The organism is Streptomyces sp. NBC_01451 (genome assembly GCF_036227485.1).
Lineage (GTDB): Bacteria > Actinomycetota > Actinomycetes > Streptomycetales > Streptomycetaceae > Streptomyces.
Genome location: NZ_CP109479.1, coordinates 4,669,260 through 4,692,419, shown reverse-complemented (window position 1 = coordinate 4,692,419; position 23,160 = coordinate 4,669,260). Strand labels below are relative to the sequence as shown.

Sequence of the window (23,160 nt, the reverse complement as noted above, 5' to 3'; positions counted from 1 at the left end):
GTCCCATCGGATCATGCCCGAAGTGCGGTTGCCGCAGAAGCCGTTTGCCGCGATCGCCGACGTCTCCGGATTCCCGCCCGGACAATCCGTTGTCAGATCCCTCGCCGAGACGCGGGCGCTGGTGCACCGGGATCCGACCCGTTCTCGCCGACCCAGGCGCCTCGGCGCGCAGGTCGTCGACTTCCGCCCAGGTGTCATCCGGGGCGTCGTGAACGTACGGCGATCGACGCGGCGGTCACCGAGACGACACTGCGGTGGCCGGGCACGGTGGCCACATCGGTGTCCGATGTCGGTGGCACGGCCCGGCCGTGCGGTGACCGCGTCCGGCTCATCGGCGTTTGAGCCGGAGAAAGCGAATCCGGCGAGGTCACGCCGCGATGGGCGAAAAGCCTTCGCTGATGTGCACTTGGGCTTAGCGGCCCAGGTCCAGTCTGCGGCTGTTCGGTGAAACGGGGCCCCGTTCGCCAGCTCGAAGAACTGGCCCGCAGGTCTGCCGGTCCTCGGTGGCTCCCCACCGTATCTGCGGGGGGCGATGCCACGGGCACCATCGCCGACGTTACGTTTCCGTCCGCTGCCAGACAGAGGTGAGGGCCGCGACAGGGTCGGTGTCGGCCGGTGAGTCGGGCCACCATGCGCCCTCGTCGTCCTGGGAGTAGGGGTACCAGCGGGCGTCGGGGCCCAGCCGCAGTTGGATGCGGTGGTCGGTGAGGGTGAGGCGGTTGCGCCAGGTCCTGAGGGGGACGGGGGTGGTGGTCATCTCGGTGAGGGCGCCGGTCAGGGCGGTGCGGGCGGCCTTCATCGTCACCGGGTCGGGGGTGTGGGGGTGTTCGGCGACGGTGAGGCCGGTGGGGCCGCTGTGCCGCCAGGCACGGGTGAGGCGGGCGAACGCGTCCGGTTTGGTGCCTGTGTTCACGATCAGGCGGTGGAACCACTCGGGCCAGTGACTGCTCGCGGCGATCCGCACCGCGTCCTGGTGCTGGGTCAGGTGCAGGTCGGTGGTGTCGCCCGCGAGGAGTCGTGCGGCGCGGGCGGCGGCGTCTGTCATGAGCCGCTCCAGGTCCGTGGTGGCCGTCCCACTGCTGGACGGCGCAGTGACGGGCAGCGAGACGGTGTGGGCGGACGGCTCGGGGGGTTCGGGAAACCGGGGTTGGTGTTCGGCCCAGCGGGTGTACGCGGCTGCGGCAGGGATGCCGGCCGGGGCCGGGGGACTCGCGGTCTCCTGTGTGGCTCTACGGCGTGCGCGCAGTTGGGTGAGGACTTCCTCGCGGCTGCGGCCGCGCAGCGCGAAGAGGACGAACGGGTCGGCGTCGATGGTGGTGGCGATGGCGTAGCAGAGTGCGGCGGCGTGCTTGCAGGGGTGTCCCCAGTCGGGGCAGGAGCAGTCAGGGTCGAGTTCGGTGGGCAGTGGGAGGAGGGGGACGCCTGCCTGGCGGGCGTCGTCGACGAGTTCGGCGGGCATCTCGCCGTCGAGGAGCGCGGCGAGATGCCCGGCTCGGGCCGCGACGGTGTCGAGGAGGGTGTCCCACTGGGTGTCGGTGAGGACGGGCAGGTGGACCGAGGCGCGGTACGGGCGCGGGCGGCTTCCCTGGACCGCGGCTTTGACCTGGCCCGGGGCGACGGTGGTCGTACCGACCTTGCCCTGGCGGGCGTAGGTGCGTCCGCGGGACAGTCGTCCGGAGTCCAGAGTGGAGTCCTCCAGGGCCGTCACCCATGCCTGGCCCCACCAGGTGGCGGCGAACGCGCGCCTGCCACGGGCGGATGCACGGCGCTGGCCGGGGAGCGAGGGGTTCATGACTGCCTCCCCAGGGAGACGAGTTCGGCGAGGTCGGCGTCGGACAGTTCGGTGAGGGCGGCCTCGCCGGAGCCGACGACGGCGTCGGCGAGGGCGCGCTTGGATTCGAGAAGCTTCGCCACCTTGTCCTCCACGGTGCCCTCGGCGATGAGCTTGTGCACCTGGACGGGCCTGTCCTGGCCGATGCGGTACGCGCGGTCGGTGGCCTGGTCCTCGACGGCCGGGTTCCACCAGCGGTCGTAGTGCACGACGTGGGTGGCGCGGGTGAGGTTGAGGCCGGTGCCCGCCGCCTTCAACGACAGCAGGAACACCGGTACTTCACCGCGCTGGAAGCGTTCCACCATCTCCTCGCGCCGCGCGACGGGGGTGCCGCCGTGCAGGAAGAGGGTGGGCATGCCGCGTTCGGCGAGATGTTTCTCCAGAAGGGACGCCATCTGCTTGTACTGGGTGAAGACCAGCACCGACTCACCCTCGGCGGTGATGGTGTCGAGCAGTTCGTCGAGCAGTTCGAGCTTGCCTGAGCGGCCTCGCAACGGGGTGGACCGGCGCAGGCCGTGCTCCTTCAAGCGGTGTTCTCTCAAATACTGGGCCGGGTGGTTGCAGATCTGCTTCAGCGCGGTGAGCAGCTTGAGCACCAGGCCGCGGCGGGCGATGCCCTCGGACTCCGCGATCCTCGCCATGGTCTCGCGGACCACCGCCTCGTACAGGCTGGTCTGTTCGGCCGTCAGCGAGACGACGCGGTCGGTCTCGGTCTTGGGCGGCAGCTCGGGTGCGATCCCCGGGTCGGACTTTCTGCGGCGCAGCAGGAAGGGACGGACGAGACGGGACAGGCGCTCGGCGGCCTCGGGGTCCTCGCCGGCCTCGATGGGGCGGGCGTACCGGTCGCGGAAGGCGGTCAGCGGGCCGAGGAGTCCGGGGGTGGTCCAGTCGAGGAGCGCCCACAGTTCGGAGAGGTTGTTCTCCACGGGGGTGCCGGTGAGGGCGACGCGGGCGCGGGCGGGCAGGGCGCGCAGTTCGCGGGCGGTGACCGCGTAGGGGTTCTTGACGTGCTGGGCCTCGTCGGCGGCGACCAGCGACCAGGCGGTCTCGGCGAGGACTTCGCGGTCGCGACGCAGCACCCCGTAGGTGACCAGGACGATTTCGTCGCCGGCCAGGTCGTCCAGGTGGCGGTCGCCGCCGTGGTACCGGCGTACGGGGGTGGACGGTGCGAACCGGGCCGCCTCGCGCTGCCAGTTGCCGAGCAGGGAGGCGGGGCAGACGACGAGCGTGGGGCCCGCGGTGGCGGGGTCGGTCTGGCGGTGCAGATGCAGGGCGAGCAGGGTGATGGTCTTGCCCAGGCCCATGTCGTCGGCGAGGCAGCCGCCGAGGCCGAGTTCACACATCTCGGCCAGCCAGGCGAGGCCCCGCTTCTGGTAGTCGCGCAAGGTGGCTTTGAGCGCGGCGGGCTGCGGGGCGGGGATACGGGATTCAGGATCGCGGATACGGGCGACAAGGTCGCCGAACTGGCCGACCGCCTCACAGGGAATCGGGTCGCCGTCCTGTTCCACCTCGCCGGTCAGCGCGGCGCTCAGCGCCTCCATGGGGGTGAGCGGTTCCATCCGGCGGCGCCCGGCGCGGGCCACCAGCTTCGGGTCGGCGACCACCCACTGGTCCCGCAGCCGGACGAGGGGGCGGCGCGACTCGGCGAGGGCGTCCATCTCGGCGTCGGTGAGCGGCTCGCCGCCGAGCGAGAGCTGCCAGCGGAAGTCGAGAAGTGCGTCGGCGTCGAGGAGGCCGCCCGCGCTGGAGCCGGGGGCGGTGCGCTGCCCGATCTCCGCGGTCGCGGTGAGCGCCTTGACCAGCTCGCGCGGCCAGTGCACGTCGACTCCGGCCGCGCGCAGCGCGTCGGTCGCGTCCCCCAGCAGGTCGAAGGCTTCGTCGTCAGTCAGCCGGAGCTCGTCGGGGACGGCATCCTTCAGCAGCCGCTGGAGTGGGAGCCATGCGCGGGCGCCGCGGCGCAGCGCGAGCAGCGTCTCGGTCTCGGCGCGCGGGCCGAGCAACCTCTCCACCTCGGCCGGCTCGTTCCACAGCCCTGCGGCGTCGACGACAAGCGCCGGATCCGCCGCAGTATGCAACTGCAGGACTGCCCGGAACTGCCGACGGCGCCCCTCGGGCAGGTCGACGCGCAGCGAGACACCGACCTCGGCGGTGAGCGCGGCGGTGGTCTCCTCGGCCCACTCGCGCAGGGCGGGTACGGCACGCGTCTCGCGCCAGGCGTACGGCACCGCTCCCATGGCGAGTGGCGCGGCCGGAGTACGGACCAGGTCGTCGGCGACGGCGTCGCAGAACTGTCCTATCAGCGCGGCCGGTTCGGCGATCCGCAGCGGGGCCGGTCCGGGCTCGGGCAGGCAGTGGGCGTGCGGCGGGAAGGCGGCGGCGAGGGCGTCCAACGTCCGGCGCTGGGCGGCGGTGAAGGGGCCGGCCTGCCAGGTGTCGTAGCCGGCGGGGGTGAGGGCCGGATGGAGACGGCCGTCGGCGAGCAGCCGCAGCGCGAAGCGAGCGGCGGCCTGCCAGGCTGCGGCGGACGGATGCGGCGGCTGCGCCCCGGCCAGCGCGGAGACGGCGAGGGCGACGGGCAGTGCGTGGCCTTCCACCCTCCGCCGCCGGACCGACCGGCCGTGCGGCAGCACCAGCTCCACCGAATCGGTCTCGACGCCCGCGGGCGCCACGCCGCCGTCGGCGGCAGCCCCCACGGGCTGCCACAGCAGCAGCCGTCCGAGGCGGGCGGGCTCGCCGGGCAGGAACACCGCCGCCCAGCCGCCGTCGAGCAGGGCCCTTGCGAAGGCGGTTGCCTCCGGCGAGGCCATCGACGGCGCGACTCTCTTGCCCGTGTGTGGTTCTCGTACGACGACCCGTGCCACGCTATTTCGCCCCATCGATTCCAGGCGGCCCTCACCGCGCCCCGCACACCACCCGACACGCTCGGGCCCTGTCCGACCTGGCGCCACGCGCTGATCGGCCGCTTGCCGACGTCGGGCAAGCCCATCATGGCGGCCGGGCACAACCGCGTTCAAACCCGGACCACGGTGGTGGTCCTCTTTCGGCGAGCACGGCCTCGGTCTTGCCCGCAGTGGGTACCCTGCGCCGCTTGCCGACGTGGGCCGAGTGGGACGACCAGGGGCGCATATCGCAGTATGCTCGGGCCATGGCTGACACGACACGGATCACGGTGACGCTGCCGACCGAGCAGGTCGCCGAACTGAGGAAGCTCACCGACAACGTCTCCGGTTATGTGGCCGAGGCGGTGGCGCGGCAGCTGCGGCACCAGTTGCTCGGCGCCGACCTGCTGCGTCACCAGGAGGAGCACGGGGAGTTCGCCGAGGAGGAGCTGGCGGAGGCGCGTTCCAGGATCTTCGGGGCGACGGGCGCGGACGGGTCGGCGAGCGCTGCGTGAACGAGCACGTCGAGACCGTCGTCCTGGACTCCCAGGGGCTCTCCGCCTGGATCGCACAAGACCGCAAGATTCTCGTGATGTTCCAGGTGTTCCATGCCATGGGCGCCGACCTCGTCATCGGAGCCAACACCATCGTGGAAGTCAGCCATACGCGGGTGAACATGCCCCGGCTGCGGTGGGTGCTGTCCCGCGTCAAGGTCGAGCCGGTGACCGAGGATGCGGCGAAAGCATCCGCAGAACTGCTCAAGGCCGCGGGCCTGCACGGCCACAAGTACGCGATCGACGCGACCGTGGCGGAGGTGGCACTGCGTCAGCCGGGCCCGGTGGCCATGCTGACCTCGGACATCGACGACATGGCCCGGTTGTGCGGTGACCGCGTCCGGCTCATCGGCATCTGAGCGGGCAACCGCCCTCCCCGACCAAGGGGAATCTTCGCAGGTCAGGACGCGATAGGCGAAAAAGCCTTGACCGAGGTCACCAGGGTGCCCAGCCGCAGCCGGTCGGTCACTGCGGCGGCGGCCGTGAGCGTGGGCACGGCGCCGAACCACGGGCCGTCCCGGAAGGTGCGCCAGGACAGGTGGTCGTAGGTGAACGCGGTGTGGAACCCGAGCTGCTCCGCGCGCTGCCAGGTCGAACGGCCGCCCTCGTGCCAACGGCGGTACGGCAGGATCACGGTGCTCAGGCGCAGGTTCATGCCCCAGAGCCTAGGTGCCGTTCATGTTTCACGTGAAACAGTGACGATCGGCTGGCGCCGGGTGGTGTCAGCGCGGGCCGGAGAACCGCAGGAAGCGTGGCGGTACCGATTCCGTGAGCCACACGCCGTTCGCGCTCACGTGGAAGAGGTGGCCGTCGCGGTGCATGGCGGCCGAGTCCACCGAGAGCACGACGGGCCGGCCCCGGCGGGCGCCGACCCGGGTCGCGGTCTCACGGTCGGCCGAGAGATGCACGGCGTGCCGGTTCATGGGCCGCAGGCCCTCGGCGCGGATGGCGTCCAGGAAGCGGTCCACCGTGCCGTGGTAGAGGTACGGCGGCGGGGTCGCCGGGGGCAGCCCGAGGTCGACCTCGACGCTGTGGCCCTGGCTGGCGCGGATGCGGGTTCCGTCGATCGCGAAACGCTTCTTGTCGTTGGCGGCGACCACATGGTCCAGCTCGTCCCGGGTGAACCGGAAGCCGTGGGCCGTGGCAGCGGCGATCAGCGTGTCGATGTCGACCCAGCCGGCCTCGTCGAGCGTGAGCCCGATCCGGTCCGGCTGGTGCCGCAGATGCTTCGACAGGTACTTCGACACCTTCACGGTGCGTCTTTCATCCATCTCTTTCTCGCTCATCCCGCAAGAGTGTCGGGCGAGACGGTGATCACGCACTTCATTTTGACCCGGAGGTTTGATCCACAACCAAGTGCGGTTATCCACAGGGGAATTGGAAAACCTGTGGACAACCAGCCTATGTTTTAAGGCTTTTGGTCAACTTGGGTTGATTCAATACCATTTGATGTTACTGGTCACAGTGGTGGATCCATCCGCGCCAGCGCCCTCAACGCCCCCGGCATGAAGCGGGACATGAGGCGCGCGCCCCGGGCCTCCGGCGTCACCGGTGCGACCGCCTCGTTGCGCACCACCGCGCGCAGGATCGCCGAAGCCACCTTCTCCGGCGGGTAGTTGCGCAACCCGTACAGCCGAGCCGTCCGCTTCTGCCGACGGGCCTGCTCCTCGGCGTCGACTCCCGTGAAGCGCGCGGTCGTTGTGATGTTCGTGTTGACGAAACCGGGGCAGATCGCCGAGACGCCGATACCCTGACCCGCCAGCTCGGCGCGCAGACATTCGCTGAGCATCAGCACCGCGGCCTTCGAAGTGCTGTACGCCGGAAGCGCTTTGGAGGGCTGGTAGGCGGCGGCGGACGCGATGTTCACGATGTGGCCGCCCTGCCCGCGCTCGGCCATCTGCTTCCCGAAGAGCCGGCAACCATGGATCACACCCCACAAGTTGACGTCCAGGACCTTCTTCCAGTCATCCGGGGTCGTGTCGAAGAAGGACCCGGAGAGCCCGATCCCCGCGTTGTTCACCAGCACGTCCACGACGCCGTACTCGGTGGCGACCTTCTCGGCGAGCTTCTCCATCGCCTGCTCGTCCGCGACGTCGACCGGCTCCGCCCAGGCTTCGGGGGCACCGACAAGCCGGGCCAACTCGGCTGTGCGGGAGGAGCTTTCGGCGTCCCGGTCGACGGCCACCACGCGGGCGCCCGCCTCGGCGAACGCGAACGCCGTCGCCCGTCCGATGCCGCTGCCCGCCCCGGTGACCAGGACCAGTCGGCCGCCGAAACGCTGTGCGTACACGCCCGTTGGCGTCGCCGGGAGCCGCCCGCCCTCGTTGGCGGTCACGAACTCCCCGATCCAGGCGGCCACCTGATCGGGCCGGGTGAGCGGGACCCAGTGCCTGGCGTCGAGCGTGCGGCGCACCAGCCGGGGGGCCCACCGCTCCAGCCCGTCGTACAGCCGCTCGGAGAGGAACGCATCCCCCAAGGGCGTGATGAGCTGCACGGGCGCGTGCGCGTGCGAGTCCGGGCGCGGCCTGCGCAGCCGGGCCCGGACGTTGTCCCGGTACAGCCAGGCGCCGTTGGCAGCGTCCGAGGCCAGGGTGGCCGCCGGGTAGCCGTCCGAGGCGACCTTCTCGACCCGGGCCAGCATCTTCGGCCAGCGTTTGCCGAGCGGACCGCGCCAGGCGAGTTCGGGCAGCACGGGCGTGTGCAGCGCGTACACGTACCAGGATCTGCGGCCCTGGCCAAGGAGTTGGGCGATCGCGCGCGGGGTGGGCCGCCTCAGGCGCCCCTTCGTCCAGTGGCCGAGGTGGTCCAGGGACGGCCCGGACATCGACGTGAAGGACGCGATCCGGCCCTCGGTGCGCGCGACGGTGACGAACTCCCAGGACTGCACCGAGCCCCAGTCGTGCCCCACCAGGTGCACCGGCCGGTCCGGGCTGACCGCGTCCGCGACCGCCAGGAAGTCGTCCGTCAGCTTCTCCAGGGTGAAGCCGCCCCGCAGCGGACGCGGTGTTCCCGAACGGCCGTGGCCCCGCACGTCGTACAGCACGACATGGAAGCGGTCCGCGAGCCGCGCGGCGACCTCCGACCACACCTCCTTGGTGTCCGGATAGCCGTGCACGAGGATCACCGTGGGGTCCGTGGGGTTCCCCAGCTCGGCGACGCACAGCTCGATCCCGCCCGTCCGTACCCGGCGCTCACGCGCCCCGTCGAGAGTCACTCGTCCTCCGTCTCAAGGGTCACGATCATCACTTCGCCTCCGCCCAGCGCCGCACGTGCGGCAGATCGTCGTCCAGCCAGAACGCGCTCTCCTGCGGGTCCGCGGAGTCCGTGACGACCAGGATCTCCTCGAACTTCGCACCCGTGCCCCGGAATCCGAGGTGCGGTTCGACCGCCCACAGACCCGGCTGCGGCGGGTGGTCGGAGAAGCGGTACGGCGACCACAGGGGCGACCAGCCCTCGCGGTGGCCGCGCAGCGCGTCGCCGGCGAGCCCCTTCAGGGACTGCGTTCCGAACCCGAACAGCCTCGGCGCCCAAGGCCGTTCGCGCACCCGGTCGATCTTGTGCGCGATCACCCCGAAGGGATACGCGCGATGCCGGTTGGCATAACCCTGGCGGACCATGAGGCGGTCCACGTCCTCGTAGATCCGGCGCAGCGGGCGCCGCTCGCGCACCTCGCGCAGGATCAGCTCGCGGTGCGCCTCCAGATCGGCCATCAGCCGGTCCTGCACCGGGTTGGCGCCGAGCGAGCCCGAGTAGCCGATGTCCGCAGCGAAACCCCGGTGCACCGGGGCCAGGTCCAGGATGAACGGCATCCCCGGTTCCAGCCGGCGGCCGGTCGGGAAGAACTGGAGGGGGACGCGGAAGTTCACGAACGCCGTGCGGTCCCCGAACCAGGCGAACGGCAGATGGAACCAGTCCCGCACGCCCCGCTCGCGCAGCCACTCCCGCTGCATCCGGGCCGCCTCGCGCTCGGTGATCCCCGGCTCCAGCCGAGCCGCGACGGCCTCCGCGCACTCGTACGCCAGCCGTTGCACCCGTCTGAACCCGGCCAGTTCCCCAGACAGTTCTCGGACCGGTTCTCCGACCGGTTTGCCCGCCCGCTTCCCCGCCGGTTTCCCGGCGAGTTCGTCCGCCTCCGTCGTCGCCATTGCCGCCGCCCACCGTCCCCATCGACCGCGCTACGTGTCCGTAACTTGACCCCCGCGAATCTGACACTTGTTAGAGCTCGCGTCAACAGGCGGACGCTGTCTGTGGACAACGGCGCCGATGCGGAGAACCCGCCGCCGGTTGTTCGACCTGAGGGGGACCCCTACGGGCCCGTACGACTGGAGGTGGATGCCGAGACAGCTCTTCGGGTTGACGACCGATGTGGTGTGCGCCACTACCGTCGTGGACGTGACTGTGATCGCGACCGAAAGCCTGAGCAAGCGGTTCCCCCGGGTGACCGCGCTCGACCGGCTCTCCATGGACATCGGACCCGGTGTGACCGGACTCGTCGGCGCCAATGGCGCCGGCAAATCCACCCTGATCAAGATCCTGCTGGGTCTGTCTCCCGCCACGGAGGGCCGGGCCACCGTGCTCGGACTCGACGTCGCCACGGAGGGCGGCGCCATCCGTGAACGCGTCGGCTACATGCCGGAGCACGACTGCCTGCCACCCGACGTCTCGGCCACCGAGTTCGTCGTGCACATGGCGCGCATGTCCGGGCTCCCGCCTGCCGCCGCCCGCGAGCGCACCGCGGACACCCTGCGCCATGTCGGACTGTACGAGGAGCGCTACCGCCCCATCGGCGGCTACTCGACCGGCATGAAGCAGCGCGTCAAGCTCGCCCAGGCGCTGGTCCACGACCCGCAGCTGGTCTTCCTGGACGAGCCGACCAACGGCCTCGACCCGGTCGGCCGCGACGAGATGCTCGGTCTGATCCGCCGTATCCACACCGACTTCGGCATCTCGGTGCTGGTCACCTCGCACCTGCTCGGCGAGCTGGAGCGGACCTGCGACCACGTGGTGGTCGTCGACGGCGGGAAGCTCCTGCGGTCCAGCTCCACCACGGACTTCACCCAGTCCACGGCCATCCTCGCCATCGAGGTGACCGACACCGACGAACACCCGGACGGCACCGCCGCGGTGCGCGACGCGCTCCACGCGCGCGGGGTGGACACCCACGACGGCAGCGGACTGCCCGGCGCGGGACACATCCTGCTGCTCACCGCCGAGGGCGAGGACACCTACGACCTCGTGCGGGACACGGTCGCCGACCTCGGCCTCGGTCTGGTGCGGATGGAACAGCGCAGGCACCACATCTCCGAGGTCTTCACCGACAGCGACGAACAGCAGAGCGCCGCACAGCGCTCCACACCACAGAGCACCGCACAGCACGGCGCGGGAAAGGAGGCGGTCGGCCATGGCGGTTGAGCAGACCCCGGCACCGGCGGGCGCCCAGTCCCGCATCCACAACATCGGCTACCGCTCGTACGACGGCCCGCGTCTGGGCCGGGCGTACGCCCGCCGGTCGCTGTACTCGCAGTCCCTGCGCGGCTCCTACGGCCTCGGCCGCTCGGCCAAGTCCAAGGTGCTGCCGATGCTGCTCTTCGCGGTGATGTGCGTCCCGGCGGCCATCATGGTGGCGGTCACGGTGGCCACCAAGGCCAAGGAACTGCCCGTCGAGTACACGAACTACGCGATCATCATGCAGGCGGTCATCGGCCTGTACGTCGCCTCGCAGGCACCCCAGGCCGTCTCCCGCGACCTGCGCTTCAAGACCGTACCCCTGTACTTCTCGCGCCCGATCGAGACCGCGGACTACGTCCGGGCGAAGTTCGCGGCGCTGGCCTCGGCCCTGTTCCTCATCACCGCGATGCCGCTGGTCGTGCTCTACGCGGGCGCCCTGCTGGCCAAGCTCGACTTCACCGACCAGACCAAGGGATTCCTCCAGGGGCTCGTCTCCGTGGCACTGCTCTCGCTGCTGTTCGCCGGCATCGGCCTCGTCATCTCGTCGGTCACCCCGCGCCGAGGCTTCGGTATCGCGGCGGTCATCGCCGTACTGACCATCTCCTACGGAGCGGTGTCCACGCTCCAGGCCATCGCCGACGCGCAGACCATGGGAGACGGACAGGGCGGCTCCGGCGTCGCCCCCTGGATCGGCCTCTTCTCGCCCATCACGCTCATCGACGGGGTGCAGACGGCCTTCCTGGGTGCCACGTCCTCCTACCCCGGAGGGGTGGGCCCCGGCACCGCCGAAGGCGTGGTCTTCCTGCTCGCTGTCCTGGGCCTCATCGCCGGCTGCTACGGCCTTCTGCTGCGCCGCTACCGAAAGGTCGGACTGTGACCACGCTCAACATCGACCACGTCTCGCGCTGGTTCGGCAACGTGGTGGCGGTCAACGACATCACCATGACGATCGGCCCCGGCGTCACCGGCCTCCTCGGCCCCAACGGCGCCGGAAAGTCCACCCTCATCAACATGATGGGCGGCTTCCTGGCACCCTCCACCGGCACCGTCACCCTCGACGGACAGCCCGTGTGGCGCAACGAGCAGATCTACAAGCACATCGGCATCGTCCCCGAGCGCGAGGCGATGTACGACTTCCTCACCGGCAGGGAATTCGTGGTCGCCAACGCCGAGTTGCACGGCCTCGGCGCCAAGGCGGCACAGCGGGCGCTCGCCACGGTCGAGATGGAGTACGCGCAGGACCGCAAGATCTCGACGTACTCCAAGGGCATGCGCCAGCGCGTGAAGATGGCGAGCGCGCTCGTCCACGACCCGTCGCTCCTCCTGCTGGACGAGCCGTTCAACGGCATGGACCCGCGTCAGCGCATGCAGCTCATGGACCTGCTGCGCCGCATGGGCGCCGAGGGCCGCACGGTCCTGTTCTCCTCGCACATCCTCGAAGAGGTCGAGCAGTTGGCGGCCCACATCGAGGTCGTCGTCGCCGGACGGCACGCGGCCAGCGGTGACTTCCGCCGGATCCGCCGCCTGATGACCGACCGCCCGCACCGCTACCTCGTCCGCTCCAGCGACGACCGCGCCCTCGCCGCCGCGCTGATCGCCGACCCGTCGACCTCGGGCATCGAGGTGGACCTCGCGGAGGGCGCGTTGCGCATCCAGGCCGTCGACTTCGGCCGCTTCACCGCCCTGCTGCCCCGCGTTGCCAGGGATCACGGCATCCGGCTGCTCACGGTCTCGCCGTCCGACGAGTCCCTCGAATCCGTGTTCTCGTATCTCGTCGCCGCGTAGGAGGCCGAAAATGTACGACCCCACAGTCGCCCGGCTCACCTACCGGGCCCTGCTCGGCCGCCGCCGGGCCCTCATCCTCGGCGCGCTGCCCCTGCTGCTCATCGTGATCGCCATCGCCGTACGCGGCCTCGTCGGCGCCGACGACCAGACGGCGGCGGACGTCCTGGGCGGCCTCGCCCTCGCCACGATGGTGCCGATCATCGGCGTCATCGCGGGCACCGGCGCGATCGGCCCGGAGATCGACGACGGCTCCGTCGTCTACCTGCTCTCCAAGCCGCTCAAGCGACCGAAGATCATCTACACCAAGCTGATCGTCGCGATCGGCGTCACCATGGCGTTCTCGGCGGTGCCGACGTTCATCGCCGGCCTCATCCTCAACGGCAACGGCCAGCAGGTCGCCGTCTCCTACACGGTCGCCGCACTGGTCGCCTCCATCGCCTATGCCGCGCTCTTCCTGCTGCTCGGCACGGTGTCCCGGCACGCCGTGGTCTTCGGGCTCGTCTACGCCCTGGTCTGGGAGGCACTGTTCGGCTCCCTGGTGCCCGGGGCGCGCACGCTGAGCGTCCAGCAGTGGGCGCTGGCCGTCGGCCACAAGGTCACGGGCGGCGACCTGATCACCTCGGACGTCGGCCTGACCACGGCGACGGTCCTGCTGATCGCGGTCACCGTCCTCGCCACCTGGTTCGCCGGCCAGAAGCTGCGCACGCTGACACCGACCGGCGAGGAGTAGGCGGTCGCGGACGGGCCCGGGTGCGCGCGTTCTCTTGACAGGGACTTCACGCGTGTCCGGGCACACTGGACATACGGGGCCGCGGGGCGAGGAGGACGGGGATGGCAGGGGACAGGGACATCTGGGACGAGTTGGTCCTCGACGAGGACTTCATACGCTCTGCCGAAACCACCGAACCGTCCGCCCGGGCCCGGATGCTCACGGCGCGCTGGCGGAACCAGAAGCCCGAGCCGCAGCCCTGGCGGTCGGACGAACCCCCGGCGGGCTGGTTCTTCAGCAAGTCACGTCGCCGCAGGTGGCGCCGCAAGTAGGGCAGGCGTCGGACGCTGCGGTCCACCGTCCCGGAAGTCGTTCACCAGTTTTATTCGGTGGCGCCCGACTCGGGTTACCGGCACAGTGGTTGTGTCCAGTACGCCGGATCTGTCCGATGTCGTAGGTCTGATGTCGCGGATCCCGTGACTGGTGTCGGGTTCTGGGAGCGGAGCCGGGCGGCGCCGGTGCACGGCAGCCCGCACGGCTTCCTTCAGGGCAGCCCGCGGCGGGCTCCGGAGCAGTCACTACCTCCGGCGGGCCCGCGAAGCGGGGGGAGCTGCCCGGGGCGGCCACTTCGAGCGCGCGATTCACTCCGCGCGGGCCGCCCTCCCAGACCCCCCGGCCCAACAGCCTCCGCCCAACAGCCGTCGGCCTTCAGCCCCCGCGGGGGACTACGCCAGCAACCGCTCCAGCACCACCGCGATGCCGTCCTCGTCGTTCGACGACGTCACCTCGTCGGCCACCGCCCGCAGTTCGGCGTGGGCGTTGGCCATCGCCACCCCGCGTGCCGCCCAGGCGAACATCGGGATGTCGTTGGGCATGTCGCCGAAGGCGATCGTGTCGGCGGACTTCACGCCCAGTCGGCGGGCCGCCAACGACAGCCCCTTCGCCTTGGACAGGCCCAGGGGGAGGAGTTCGACGATCCCCTCGCCGGCCATGGTGACCGTGACGAAGCCGCCCGCGGTCCGGGCGGCGACCTCGCTGAGTTCGTCGGTGGACAGGGTCGGATGCTGGATGTAGATCTTGCCCAGCGGCTCGGCCCAGAGGTCCGACGGCTCCGTGAGCGGGACGAAGGGGAGCGAGCCCACGCCCTCGTAGCCCGGCCCGATCAGCACCTCGCCGTCGAGGCCCGCCCGGCTCGCCGCCAGGAACAGCGGGCCGACCTCCGCCTCGATCTTCGCCAGCGCGAGCGAGGCCAGCTGCCGGTCCAAGGTGATCGACGTCAGCAGCCGATGTGCGCCGACGTCGTACACCTGTGCGCCCTGGCCGCAGACCGCGAGTCCCTCGTAGCCCAGTTCTTCGAGGACGTGCCGCGTCCAGCGCACTCCCCGGCCGGTGACGACGATGTGCGCGGCGCCCGCCGCGGTGGCCGCGGCGAGTGCCTCACGGGTGCGCGCCGAGACCGAGTCGTCGGAACGCAGGAGCGTTCCGTCGAGGTCGGTCGCGACGAGCCGGTACGGGAACGACCCGGCGGCGTCGGTCACTTGGCGACCGGCTCCAGCAGCTCCCGGCCGCCCAGGTACGGGCGCAGCACCTCGGGTACACGCACCGAGCCGTCGGCCAGCTGGTGGTTCTCCAGGATGGCCACGATCGTGCGCGGTACGGCGCACAGCGTGCCGTTGAGCGTCGCCAGCGGCTGGACCCTGTTCTTGCCGTCGCTGGTGTCGCGCATCCGCACGGACAGGCGCCGGGCCTGGAAGCCGTCGCAGTTGGAGGCCGAGGTCAGCTCGCGGTACTTGCCCTGGGTCGGGATCCACGCCTCGCAGTCGAACTTGCGCGAGGCGGAGGCGCCCAGGTCGCCCGAGGCCACGTCGATGACCTGGAAGGGCAGTTCGAGGGCGGTCAGCCACTGCTTCTCCCAGTTCAGGAGACGCTGGTGCTCGTTCTCGGCGTCCTCGGGGCTGACGTACGAGAACATCTCGACCTTGTCGAACTGGTGCACGCGGAAGATGCCCCGGGTGTCCTTGCCGTAGGTGCCGGCCTCGCGGCGGAAGCACGGCGAGAAGCCGGCGTAGCGCAGCGGCAGCTTGTCGGCGTCGAGGATCTCGTCCATGTGGTAGGCGGCGAGGGGGACCTCGGAGGTGCCGACCAGGTAGTAGTCGTCCTTCTCCAGGTGGTAGACGTTCTCCGCGGCCTGGCCGAGGAAGCCGGTGCCCTCCATCGCGCGCGGGCGGACCAGCGCCGGGGTCAGCATCGGGACGAAGCCGGCCTCCGTGGCCTGCGCGATCGCCGCGTTGACGAGGGCGAGCTCAAGGAGCGCGCCGACGCCGGTGAGGTAGTAGAAGCGCGAGCCGGAGACCTTGGCGCCGCGCTCGACGTCGATGGCGCCCAGCGCCTCGCCCAGCTCCAGGTGGTCCTTGGGCTCGAAGCCCTCGGCGCCGAAGTCGCGGATCGTGCCGTGCGTCTCCAGGACGACGAAGTCCTCCTCGCCGCCCACGGGGACGTCCGGGTGGACCAGGTTGCCGAGCTGGAGGAGGAGCTTCTTGGCCTCCTCGTCCGCCTCGTGCTGCTCGGCGTCGGCCGCCTTGACGTCGGCGGCGAGCTGGCCCGTCTTCTTGAGCAGCTCGGCCTTCTCCTCGGCGGAGGCCTTGGAGATGAGCTTGCCGATGCTCTTCTGCTCGGAACGAAGCTCGTCGAAGCGGACGCCGGACGACCTGCGCCGCTCGTCGGCGGACAGGAGAGCGTCGACGAGCGCGACGTCCTCTCCACGGGCGCGCTGCGAGGCGCGCACACGGTCAGGGTCCTCACGGAGCAGGCGAAGGTCAATCACCCTCCAAGGCTACCGGTGCCTGGTCGGCACTCACGACTCGGTATTTCCGTACGCACCTCGTGTTGTCATTTGCCCGGAATGTGAATTTTTTCGAGGGGCGTCAAAGAAAGACGGCCAGCTTCCCTGAACGAGTCAGGCGGTGGTGCCTGGTTGACTCGAATCCCTTGCGGTGAAGGGGACTTGGGGGCGGGGTCGTCCACAGCAATCCACACCTGGGGAAAGTTATCCACAGGCTGTGCGAAAGATCTGTGGATTACCGAAGTGATCGTTTCGAAAGGTGTCCGCGAGATGACCAATTCCCGAAGCAAACCACCCTAACGCCCACTTTCGAGTGGATATGCGTAACCCCGGGGAGTTACGCCAGGGAAACGAGTGGACGAAGGGTGGCATGCCGGGCTGTGGACGAGTCGACGGCCTGTAGGGTGATTTGTCGACAGACCGGTGTACCGTTGTCGACTTGTCCCCAGGTCGAGAAGCCAGCCTGTGGATAACTTCTGTGGATAACGGAAATCGGCTGGTAGGACCGGCCTGACGGGCCGAAGGCCACCTAGAAGCGGCCGTCCTGGCAGCGCGCCACCCAGTCGGCGGCCGTCACGAACTCCTCGTCGGACGTCCCCGGCAGAGGATCGCGCACGTCCTCCACACCGATGTCCGCACGGGGGTACGAACCCAGGTACCGCACCTTGAGACAGATCCGCCTGAGCCCCATGAGCGCCTCGGCGACCTTCCGGTCGGAAATGTGCCCTTCGGCGTCAATGGCGAAGCAGTAGTTCCCGATGCCCTGCCCGGTCGGCCGGGACTGCAGCAGCATCAGGTTGACGCCCCGCACCGCGAACTCGCCCAGCAGATCGCGCAGTCCACCGGGGTGGTCGTCGCGCTGCCAGATGACGACGGACGTCTTGTCGGCGCCGGTCGGCGCGGCGGGCCGGGCGGGCCTGCCGACCAGGACGAACCGCGTCTGCGCGTTCTCCGCGTCGTGGATGCCGGTCTCCAGCGCGGTGAGGCCGTACCGGGCGGCGGCGAACTCGCCCGCGAAGGCGGCGTCGTACCGGCCCTCCTGCACCAGCCGGGCACCGTCCGCGTTCGAGGCGGACGACTCCCACACCACGTCCGGAAGGTTGACCTTCATCCAGTTGCGGATCTGCGACTGCGCGGCCGGATGGGCGGTGACCGTCTTGATCTCCGACAGCTTGGTGCCCGGCCTCACCAGCAGCGCGAAGGTGATCGACAGCAGCACCTCGCGGTAGATCATCAGCGGGGAGCCCGCGACCAGCTCGTCGAGCGTGGTGGTGATACCGCCCTCTACGGAGTTCTCGATCGGCACGAACGCGGCCTCGACCTCACCGCTGCGTACCGCGTCGAGCGTGGCCGGCACGGACACCATCGGGATCAGCTCTCGGGTGGCCGTCTCCGGAAGCGTGCGCAGGGCAACCTCGGTGAAGGTGCCCTCGGGGCCGAGATACGCGTAGCTGGCTGGCATGACCTCACCCTAATGGCCCTTGCCCGGCCCGACGCACGCTTCCCGGCCCCGCCGCCCCAAGGGGTGACAGAGGCCCATCAGGCGTGCTGCGGCCCGGACACCGCCTGGGAACGGACCGGCCGCACCTCACCCCTCCAGCAGCCGCTGCCCCACGTACTCCCCCTCGCCCGCCCCGCCCGGCACCGCGAACAGGCCGCTCGACTCGTGCCGGATGAACTTCGACAGCGCGTCGCCCCGGTCGAGCTTGCGCTGGACGGGGACGAACCCGCGCAGCGGGTCGGCCTGCCAGCAGACGAAGAGGAGCCCCGCGTCGGGCGTACCGTCCGCGCCGATACCGTCGTGGAAGGAGAACGGGCGCCGCAGGATGGCCGCGCCCCCGTTCTCGTCGGGGCGGGTGATCCGGGAGTGCGCGTTGATGGGGACCACCAGATCGCCGTTGGCGTCGACCTTCTCCAGGTCCATCGCGGTTGTCTCGGAACCGCCGCTGAGAGGCGCCCCGTTCGACTTCTTCCGCCCGACGACGTCCTCCTGTTGCTTGACCGACAACTGCTCCCAGTCGTCGAGCAGCATGCGGATCCGACGTACGACGGCGTAGGAGCCGTTCGCCATCCAGGACGGTTCGCCGGAGGCGGGCACGAAGATGCGCTTGTCGAAGTCGGCTTCGGACGGCTTCGGGTTGCGGGTGCCGTCCATCTGGCCCATCAGGTTGCGGGCGGTCATCGGCTGCGCGGTGGCGCCCGGCGACCGGTTGAAGCCGTTCATCTGCCAGCGGACCCGGGCGGCGCTGCCCGCGTCCTTCTGGATGGCGCGCAGGGCGTGGAAGGCGACCAGGGCGTCGTTGGCGCCGATCTGCACCCACAGATCGCCGTTGCTGCGGGCCTTGTCGAGGTGGTCGGAGGAGAACTCGGGCAGCGGATCGAGCGCCACCGGGCGCTGCTTCTCCAGCCCGGTGCGGGCGAAGAAGCCGTACCCGAAACCGAAGGTGACCGTCAGGGACGAGGGGCCCGCGTCCCGGGCGACATCCGTGTCGTCGTGCGCGGCGGCCTCGCCCGCCATGAGCCGCTGGGCGGTGTCGGACCAGCGGCGCAGCAGCGCGGCGGCCTCGGTGCGGCCGGCGCCCGCCGCCAGGTCGAAGGCGATGAGGTGGCCGCTGGCCTGGAGGCCCTCGGTGATGCCCGGCTGATGTTTCCCGTGAAACATTGCCATGTCCGCGCCCACCGAAGCGAGCGCCGGGGACGAGCCTGAGGCACCGGAGGAGGAGCCGGAGTCGCCGTCGGAGCCGACTGCGTAGCCGGTGGCCCCGCCCGCCGCACCGAGCGCGAGCCCGGTGGCGCCGGCGGTGCCGAGCAGCCGACGACGCGAGATGCCCTCGCCGTTCTGCTGGGCGCTTCCCACGGCGTCTTCCTTGTTGTTTTCCTTGGTGGACTGGTCAGCCATGGTGCGGTTCAGCCGATCTGCGCGTTCTTGTCGACGGTCACTTGGTCGATGTCGGAGGTCCGTACGGTCACGGCGATCTTCCAGTCGCCGGCCATGGGGATCTGGACCTCGTTCGCCGTCCAGTGTCCGGTGGCGAGGTGGTCCGGGTTCACGGGCAGCGGCCCGATGTTCTTGGCGGTGAGGGTGAAGGCGACCTTCACCTCGGGTACGTCGAACGCCCTGCCGTTGGGCCGCTCCACGTACACGTGCATGACGTTGCCGCCGACGCGGGCGGGGTTGATGTCGAGCCGTACGAGGCCCTTGCCGTCCTTGCCGCCGGTGTCGAAGGGCATGTCCAGGGTCAGCGCGCCCGTCCCGTCCGAGTCCGAGGAGGAAGAGGACGACGAGGAGGACGACGCCGAGGTGGCGGCCTTGGCCTCCTCCTCCGTACGGCCCGGCTCGGTCGACGTCAGCACGGTCGTGACGGCGAGCAGGACGACGGCGACGCCCGCCTCGGCGAGCACCGATCGGCGCAGCCCCGACCGCAGGGGGTCGGCGTTACGCAGCCGCTTCAGCCGCGCGGTGTCGACGGCGGCGCGCTGCCGGGCGAGCTGGGCGGACCGCTTGGCGTCCGGCCCCCCGACGGCCGAGGCGGCGACCGGTTCCTTCGCGGGATCGTCGGCCTGGTCCTCCGTACTCTCCGTGCCCTCCACTGCCTCCGCCGTCTCGGCCGCGGCGGTCTCCGGCAGCCGGGCCGTCCAGCGGCGCGAGATGTAGGCGATGCCGACGAGGACGGCGACCAGGCCGATCTTGACGAGCAGCAGCTGTCCGTACGAGGTGTCGGTGAGCGCCGACCAGGAGCCGAGCTGGCGCCACGACTGGTAGACGCCGGTCGCGACCAGCGCCAGCACGCTGCCGAAGGCGACGCGCGAGAAGCGGCGTACGGCCGAACCCTCGATCGGGGCGTCCGCGGGCGCCCGGAACAGTGCGACCAGGAGTGCCGAGAGCCCGCCGAGCCAGACGGCGACGGCCAGCAGATGGACCACGTCGACGGGCATCGCGATGTCGGGCTGGAGTCCGGTCGAGGCGTGTTCGGCCAGCGCCCAGGTGGCGGCCAGGCCGATCGCCACGACCCCGCCGCCGATGGCGAGCCCGAAGGTGAGGTCCCGCATCGCGGAGCCGCCGTCTGTTGCGTCCTCGGGCTCGGCCGAGTCGTCGTCGGCTGCGTCCTCGGTCTCGGGGCGGGCGTAAGCCCCGAAGAGGACCGCGATGAACAGCGCGCCGGCGGCGAGCAGCAGCAGCCGGGAGACGAGGGCGGCGCCCGTCTTGGTCTGGAGGACGTCTCCGAGGAGGCCCAGGTCGAAGATGTCGCCGATCTTGCCGGAGCCCGTGTACGAACCCCGTGTCAGCAGCAGTGCGAGCGTGGCCGCGGTCATCGCGAGCCACCCGGAGACGACGAACCGCTGGAGCGCCCGTACACCGGAGCCGCGCTGCCAGCAGGCGAGGACGAAGGCGGCGCCGCCGACCATGACGATGAAGCCCGCGTACGAGACGTACCGGCCGAAGCCGTAGAGGGCGCCGACGACTCCGCCGCCCGCCGTCTGGTCGGAGACCGAGACGGAGGTGACGGAGGGGGCGCCGACGGAGAAGGTGAAGGCGCCGGCGACGGGGTGGCTGTCCGCCGAGACGACCTGGTAGGCGACGGTGTACGTGCCGTCGGGCAGCCCGGCGTGGAGCGGGACGCCGTAGGTCGTGCCGCTCAGCTCGGTCGCCTTGCCGGTGTCGACGCGCTTGTCCTTGGGGTCGAGCACACGGAACGCGCCGTCGGACAGCGCGACCTTCTCGGAGAAGGTCAGCGTCACCTGGGTCGGGGCCTTGTCGACCACCACACCCTGCTGCGGGGCGCTGCCGGTGAGCGCGGCGTGTGCGGAGACCGGCGCGGCGCCGGCCAGCCCGGCGAGCAGCGCGGCGGCGACCGCGAGGAACAACAGCACCAGGGGCCGCACGCGCGGGGCGATGGTCTGTGTCACGGTGATCCCTCCCTCGGTCTCAGTGTCCGGTCTTCGGGTTGTACGTCGCGGACTTCACCGGCATCTCGACGGTGATCGGCGAGGTTTTGGCAAAGTGCAGCTGGACGGAGACCTTCTCGCCCTCCCGCGGCCTGCGCTTGAGCTGCTCGAACATCAGATGGTCGCCGCCGCTCCGCAGGACGAGTTCGCCGTGGGCCGGGATGTCGAGGCGCTCGGCCTCCTCCATGGTCTGCCCGACGGTCCTGTGCACGGTCACCTCGCCCGCTACGGAGCTCGTGACGCGGGTGAGCACGTCACCGGCGGAGCCCTTGTTGGTGATGACGAGGAACCCGGCGGCCATGGAGTCCGAGACCGGCTGGGGCATGTAGGCGGAGCCGACGGAGAGCCCGGCGCCGGCGCTGTCGTCGCCGGACCCGGATTCCGGAGTCCCGCACCCGGTGAGGACGAGTGCGAGTGCTCCGGCGAGCACCGAGGCCGTCACCATGGGGAGGCGCCTCACGGGTTCTGCCCCTTGATGATCTTGGGCAGGTCCTTGATGTAGTCGTCGACGGTGGCGTCCTCGCCGTACAGGACATACCCGCCGTCGGTCTTCGGGGAGAACGCGATGACCTGGGTGCCGTGCATCGAGATCGTCTTGCCGTTCTTGTCCTTCGACGTCGGCTCGATGGAGATGCCGAGGGTGCGGGCACCCGCCTGGATGGTGGCGAAGTCGCCGGTCAGGCCGACCACCTGGGGGTCGATGCCCTTGAGCCACTTGCCGAGCGCGGCCGGGGTGTCCCGCTTCGGGTCGGTGGTGACGAACACGATGCGGAGCTTGTCCTGGTCGGCCCTGGACAGCTGCTTCTTGGCGACGGCGATGTTGCTCATCGTCAGCGGGCAGACGTCGGGGCAGTTGGTGTAGCCGAAGTAGATGAGTGTGGGCCGGCCCTTGGTCTCCGCGCGGAAGTCGTACGGCTTGCCCTGGGTGTCGGTGAGCACGAGGTCGGGCTTCTCGAACGGCTGGTCGAGGATCGTGGCCGCCTTGTCCGAGCCGGCCTCGACGGAGACATCGGCGACGGACTGGTCGGAGTCGTCGCCGCTGCCGCAGGCGGAGAGGGTCAGGGTGGCCGCGACGAGCAGGGCGGACGCGGCGAACAGCTTCTTGCGCATAAGGAGAGTTCCCGAAGGTGTCGTTCGTGGAAGGTTCGGCGCGCACCCAGAGGTGTACGGGACACCAAGGGTGTACGGGACGCCGGGGGCGTACGGGACAACCGCACGCCCCCGGCGCGCACCGGGAGGCCAGGGGATGTCAGACGGTGGTGCGGCGACGTCCGGCCACGCCGTACGCGACGCCCGCGACACCGACGACGATGCCCACGACGCCCAGCACGCGCGCGGTGGTGTCGCTGCTGTCGGCGGGCTCGGCGGCGGTGGTCGTGGTCTTCGCGGCAGCCTGCTCGGCGGGCTCCGCCGAGGCCGCGGCGGACTCCCCGGTGGTCGAGGCGCCGCCGTGGTGGTCCTCGGTGGCGGCGGACAGGGCGAGTACCGGAGCGGGGTTGTCGGGCTCCTCGGCGCCGTCCTTCTGGACCTCGATCCAGCGGACGACCTCCTTGTTGGAGTACGTCTGGAGCGCCTTGAAGACGAGCTCGTCGGTGTCCTCGGGCAGCTGGCCGAGGGACAGCGGGAACTTCTGGAAGAAGCCGGCCCGGATGCCCTTGCCGTCGTTGGCGGTCCAGGTGACCTTGGAGACGGCCTCGGTGATCTTCTCGCCGTGCATTTCGAGGGGCTTGGCCAACTTTGCCGTGGTGACCTCGGCGGTCCACCCGGGGATCGCCTCCGGCATCACCGAGGCGAGCGGGTGATCGGCCGGGAAGCTGACCTCGACCTTGGTCGTCGTGGCGTTGTCGCGCTCGTTCGGCACCTTGAAGTTGACGGTCGCGTAGCCGCCCTTGGCGGCGGTGCCCTCGGCCGACACGCTGACGTGCGCGAAGGCGGGGCCGGACAGGACGAGAACGGTGGCACCGGCGAGGACACCGGCGGCGGCGATACGGGAAACCTTCATGACGGAAGGCGCTCCACTTCGGGTGAGGTCCGACGGGCCGGAGAGGAGTCCGGCAGATCGGAGCGGAGGAGGGACGCGCGTGGGAAACGGTGCGCACGCGCGTGTACCGCACGACGGCGGCCCTTCCCCGGACCCGGACCCCCGGATCCGAAGACCCTGGGTA

20 protein-coding genes and 1 pseudogene are annotated in these 23,160 nt (G+C 70.5%); 7 read left to right on the top strand and 14 right to left on the bottom strand.

The annotated features are described in order from the left end of the window. Positions 1-556: 556 nt before the first annotated feature. Both OG595_RS20610 and OG595_RS20605 read right to left on the bottom strand, forming a co-directional pair. Complete coding sequence (locus OG595_RS20610) at positions 557-1,792, bottom strand: SWIM zinc finger family protein (RefSeq protein WP_329273943.1); 1,236 nt, start codon at positions 1,790-1,792, stop codon at positions 557-559. After that, on the bottom strand, positions 1,789-4,638 hold the full coding sequence (locus tag OG595_RS20605; protein WP_329273942.1) for a DEAD/DEAH box helicase: 2,850 nt from the start codon (positions 4,636-4,638) through the stop codon (positions 1,789-1,791). The genes OG595_RS20610 and OG595_RS20605 overlap by 4 nt, the downstream gene beginning before the upstream one ends. A 338-nt stretch (positions 4,639-4,976) precedes the next feature. Here OG595_RS20605 and OG595_RS20600 point away from each other — a divergent pair, with 338 nt between their 5' ends. Beyond that, entirely contained in the window at positions 4,977-5,225 is a 249-nt protein-coding gene (locus tag OG595_RS20600) for a hypothetical protein (protein WP_329273941.1), read from the top strand. Beyond that, positions 5,222-5,623 carry a DNA-binding protein gene (locus tag OG595_RS20595; protein ID WP_329273939.1) on the top strand — a complete coding sequence of 134 codons (402 nt, stop codon included), beginning with the start codon at positions 5,222-5,224 and terminating at the stop codon, positions 5,621-5,623. Before OG595_RS20600 ends, OG595_RS20595 begins: the two co-directional genes overlap by 4 nt. 50 nt (positions 5,624-5,673) lie before the next feature. Here OG595_RS20595 and OG595_RS20590 read toward each other — a convergent pair. The 4 genes and pseudogenes from OG595_RS20590 to OG595_RS20575 all read right to left on the bottom strand — a co-directional run. Continuing rightward, positions 5,674-5,919, bottom strand: a pseudogene (locus tag OG595_RS20590) (LLM class flavin-dependent oxidoreductase); the annotation flags it as partial. A gap of 67 nt (positions 5,920-5,986) precedes the next feature. Then, positions 5,987-6,535: an RNA 2'-phosphotransferase gene (locus OG595_RS20585; protein ID WP_443073353.1), complete on the bottom strand. Its 549-nt coding sequence runs from the start codon at positions 6,533-6,535 to the stop codon at positions 5,987-5,989. Positions 6,536-6,723: 188 nt separating this feature from the next. Next, complete coding sequence (locus tag OG595_RS20580) at positions 6,724-8,478, bottom strand: SDR family oxidoreductase (protein WP_329273935.1); 1,755 nt, start codon at positions 8,476-8,478, stop codon at positions 6,724-6,726. 28 nt (positions 8,479-8,506) lie between these two features. Next, positions 8,507-9,409, bottom strand: coding sequence for a M24 family metallopeptidase (locus OG595_RS20575; protein WP_443073090.1), 903 nt, complete (start codon positions 9,407-9,409; stop codon positions 8,507-8,509). Between the two features lie 253 nt (positions 9,410-9,662). Between OG595_RS20575 and OG595_RS20570 the strand changes: the two genes are divergently transcribed. The 5 genes from OG595_RS20570 (at position 9,663) to OG595_RS20550 (ending at position 13,538) form a co-directional block, all read left to right on the top strand. Beyond that, entirely contained in the window at positions 9,663-10,676 is a 1,014-nt protein-coding gene (locus OG595_RS20570) for an ABC transporter ATP-binding protein (RefSeq protein ID WP_329283068.1), read from the top strand. Further along, on the top strand, positions 10,666-11,589 hold the full coding sequence (locus OG595_RS20565; protein ID WP_329273934.1) for an ABC transporter permease subunit: 924 nt from the start codon (positions 10,666-10,668) through the stop codon (positions 11,587-11,589). The genes OG595_RS20570 and OG595_RS20565 overlap by 11 nt, the downstream gene beginning before the upstream one ends. Beyond that, positions 11,586-12,497 (top strand): ABC transporter ATP-binding protein, encoded by a 912-nt coding sequence (locus tag OG595_RS20560; protein ID WP_235476881.1) that lies wholly within the window; start codon positions 11,586-11,588, stop codon positions 12,495-12,497. The genes OG595_RS20565 and OG595_RS20560 overlap by 4 nt, the downstream gene beginning before the upstream one ends. Positions 12,498-12,507: 10 nt before the next feature. Next, complete coding sequence (locus OG595_RS20555) at positions 12,508-13,227, top strand: ABC transporter permease subunit (protein WP_329273931.1); 720 nt, start codon at positions 12,508-12,510, stop codon at positions 13,225-13,227. Positions 13,228-13,328: 101 nt separating this feature from the next. Then, positions 13,329-13,538 (top strand): SGM_3592 family protein, encoded by a 210-nt coding sequence (locus OG595_RS20550; protein WP_329273930.1) that lies wholly within the window; start codon positions 13,329-13,331, stop codon positions 13,536-13,538. 393 nt (positions 13,539-13,931) lie between these two features. Here OG595_RS20550 and OG595_RS20545 read toward each other — a convergent pair whose 3' ends face one another. From OG595_RS20545 to OG595_RS20510, 8 genes are all read right to left on the bottom strand, one after another. Further along, on the bottom strand, positions 13,932-14,744 hold the full coding sequence (locus OG595_RS20545) for an HAD family hydrolase (protein WP_329273929.1): 813 nt from the start codon (positions 14,742-14,744) through the stop codon (positions 13,932-13,934). Then, positions 14,741-16,030, bottom strand: coding sequence for a serine--tRNA ligase (serS, locus tag OG595_RS20540; protein WP_329273928.1), 1,290 nt, complete (start codon positions 16,028-16,030; stop codon positions 14,741-14,743). Before serS ends, OG595_RS20545 begins: the two co-directional genes overlap by 4 nt. 547 nt (positions 16,031-16,577) lie before the next feature. After that, entirely contained in the window at positions 16,578-17,510 is a 933-nt protein-coding gene (pheA, locus tag OG595_RS20535; RefSeq protein WP_329273926.1) for a prephenate dehydratase, read from the bottom strand. A 126-nt stretch (positions 17,511-17,636) separates the two neighbouring features. Further along, positions 17,637-18,947 (bottom strand): iron uptake transporter deferrochelatase/peroxidase subunit, encoded by a 1,311-nt coding sequence (efeB, locus tag OG595_RS20530; protein ID WP_329273925.1) that lies wholly within the window; start codon positions 18,945-18,947, stop codon positions 17,637-17,639. 8 nt (positions 18,948-18,955) lie between these two features. Further along, entirely contained in the window at positions 18,956-20,956 is a 2,001-nt protein-coding gene (locus OG595_RS20525) for a copper resistance CopC/CopD family protein (protein ID WP_329273924.1), read from the bottom strand. A 19-nt stretch (positions 20,957-20,975) separates the two neighbouring features. After that, a complete protein-coding gene (locus OG595_RS20520; RefSeq protein ID WP_329283067.1) occupies positions 20,976-21,440 on the bottom strand; it encodes a copper chaperone PCu(A)C in 465 nt (154 codons plus the stop codon). A gap of 11 nt (positions 21,441-21,451) precedes the next feature. Beyond that, positions 21,452-22,105: an SCO family protein gene (locus OG595_RS20515; protein ID WP_329273922.1), complete on the bottom strand. Its 654-nt coding sequence runs from the start codon at positions 22,103-22,105 to the stop codon at positions 21,452-21,454. A 139-nt stretch (positions 22,106-22,244) separates the two neighbouring features. Next, entirely contained in the window at positions 22,245-22,997 is a 753-nt protein-coding gene (locus tag OG595_RS20510; protein WP_329273921.1) for a YcnI family copper-binding membrane protein, read from the bottom strand. Positions 22,998-23,160: the final 163 nt, after the last annotated feature.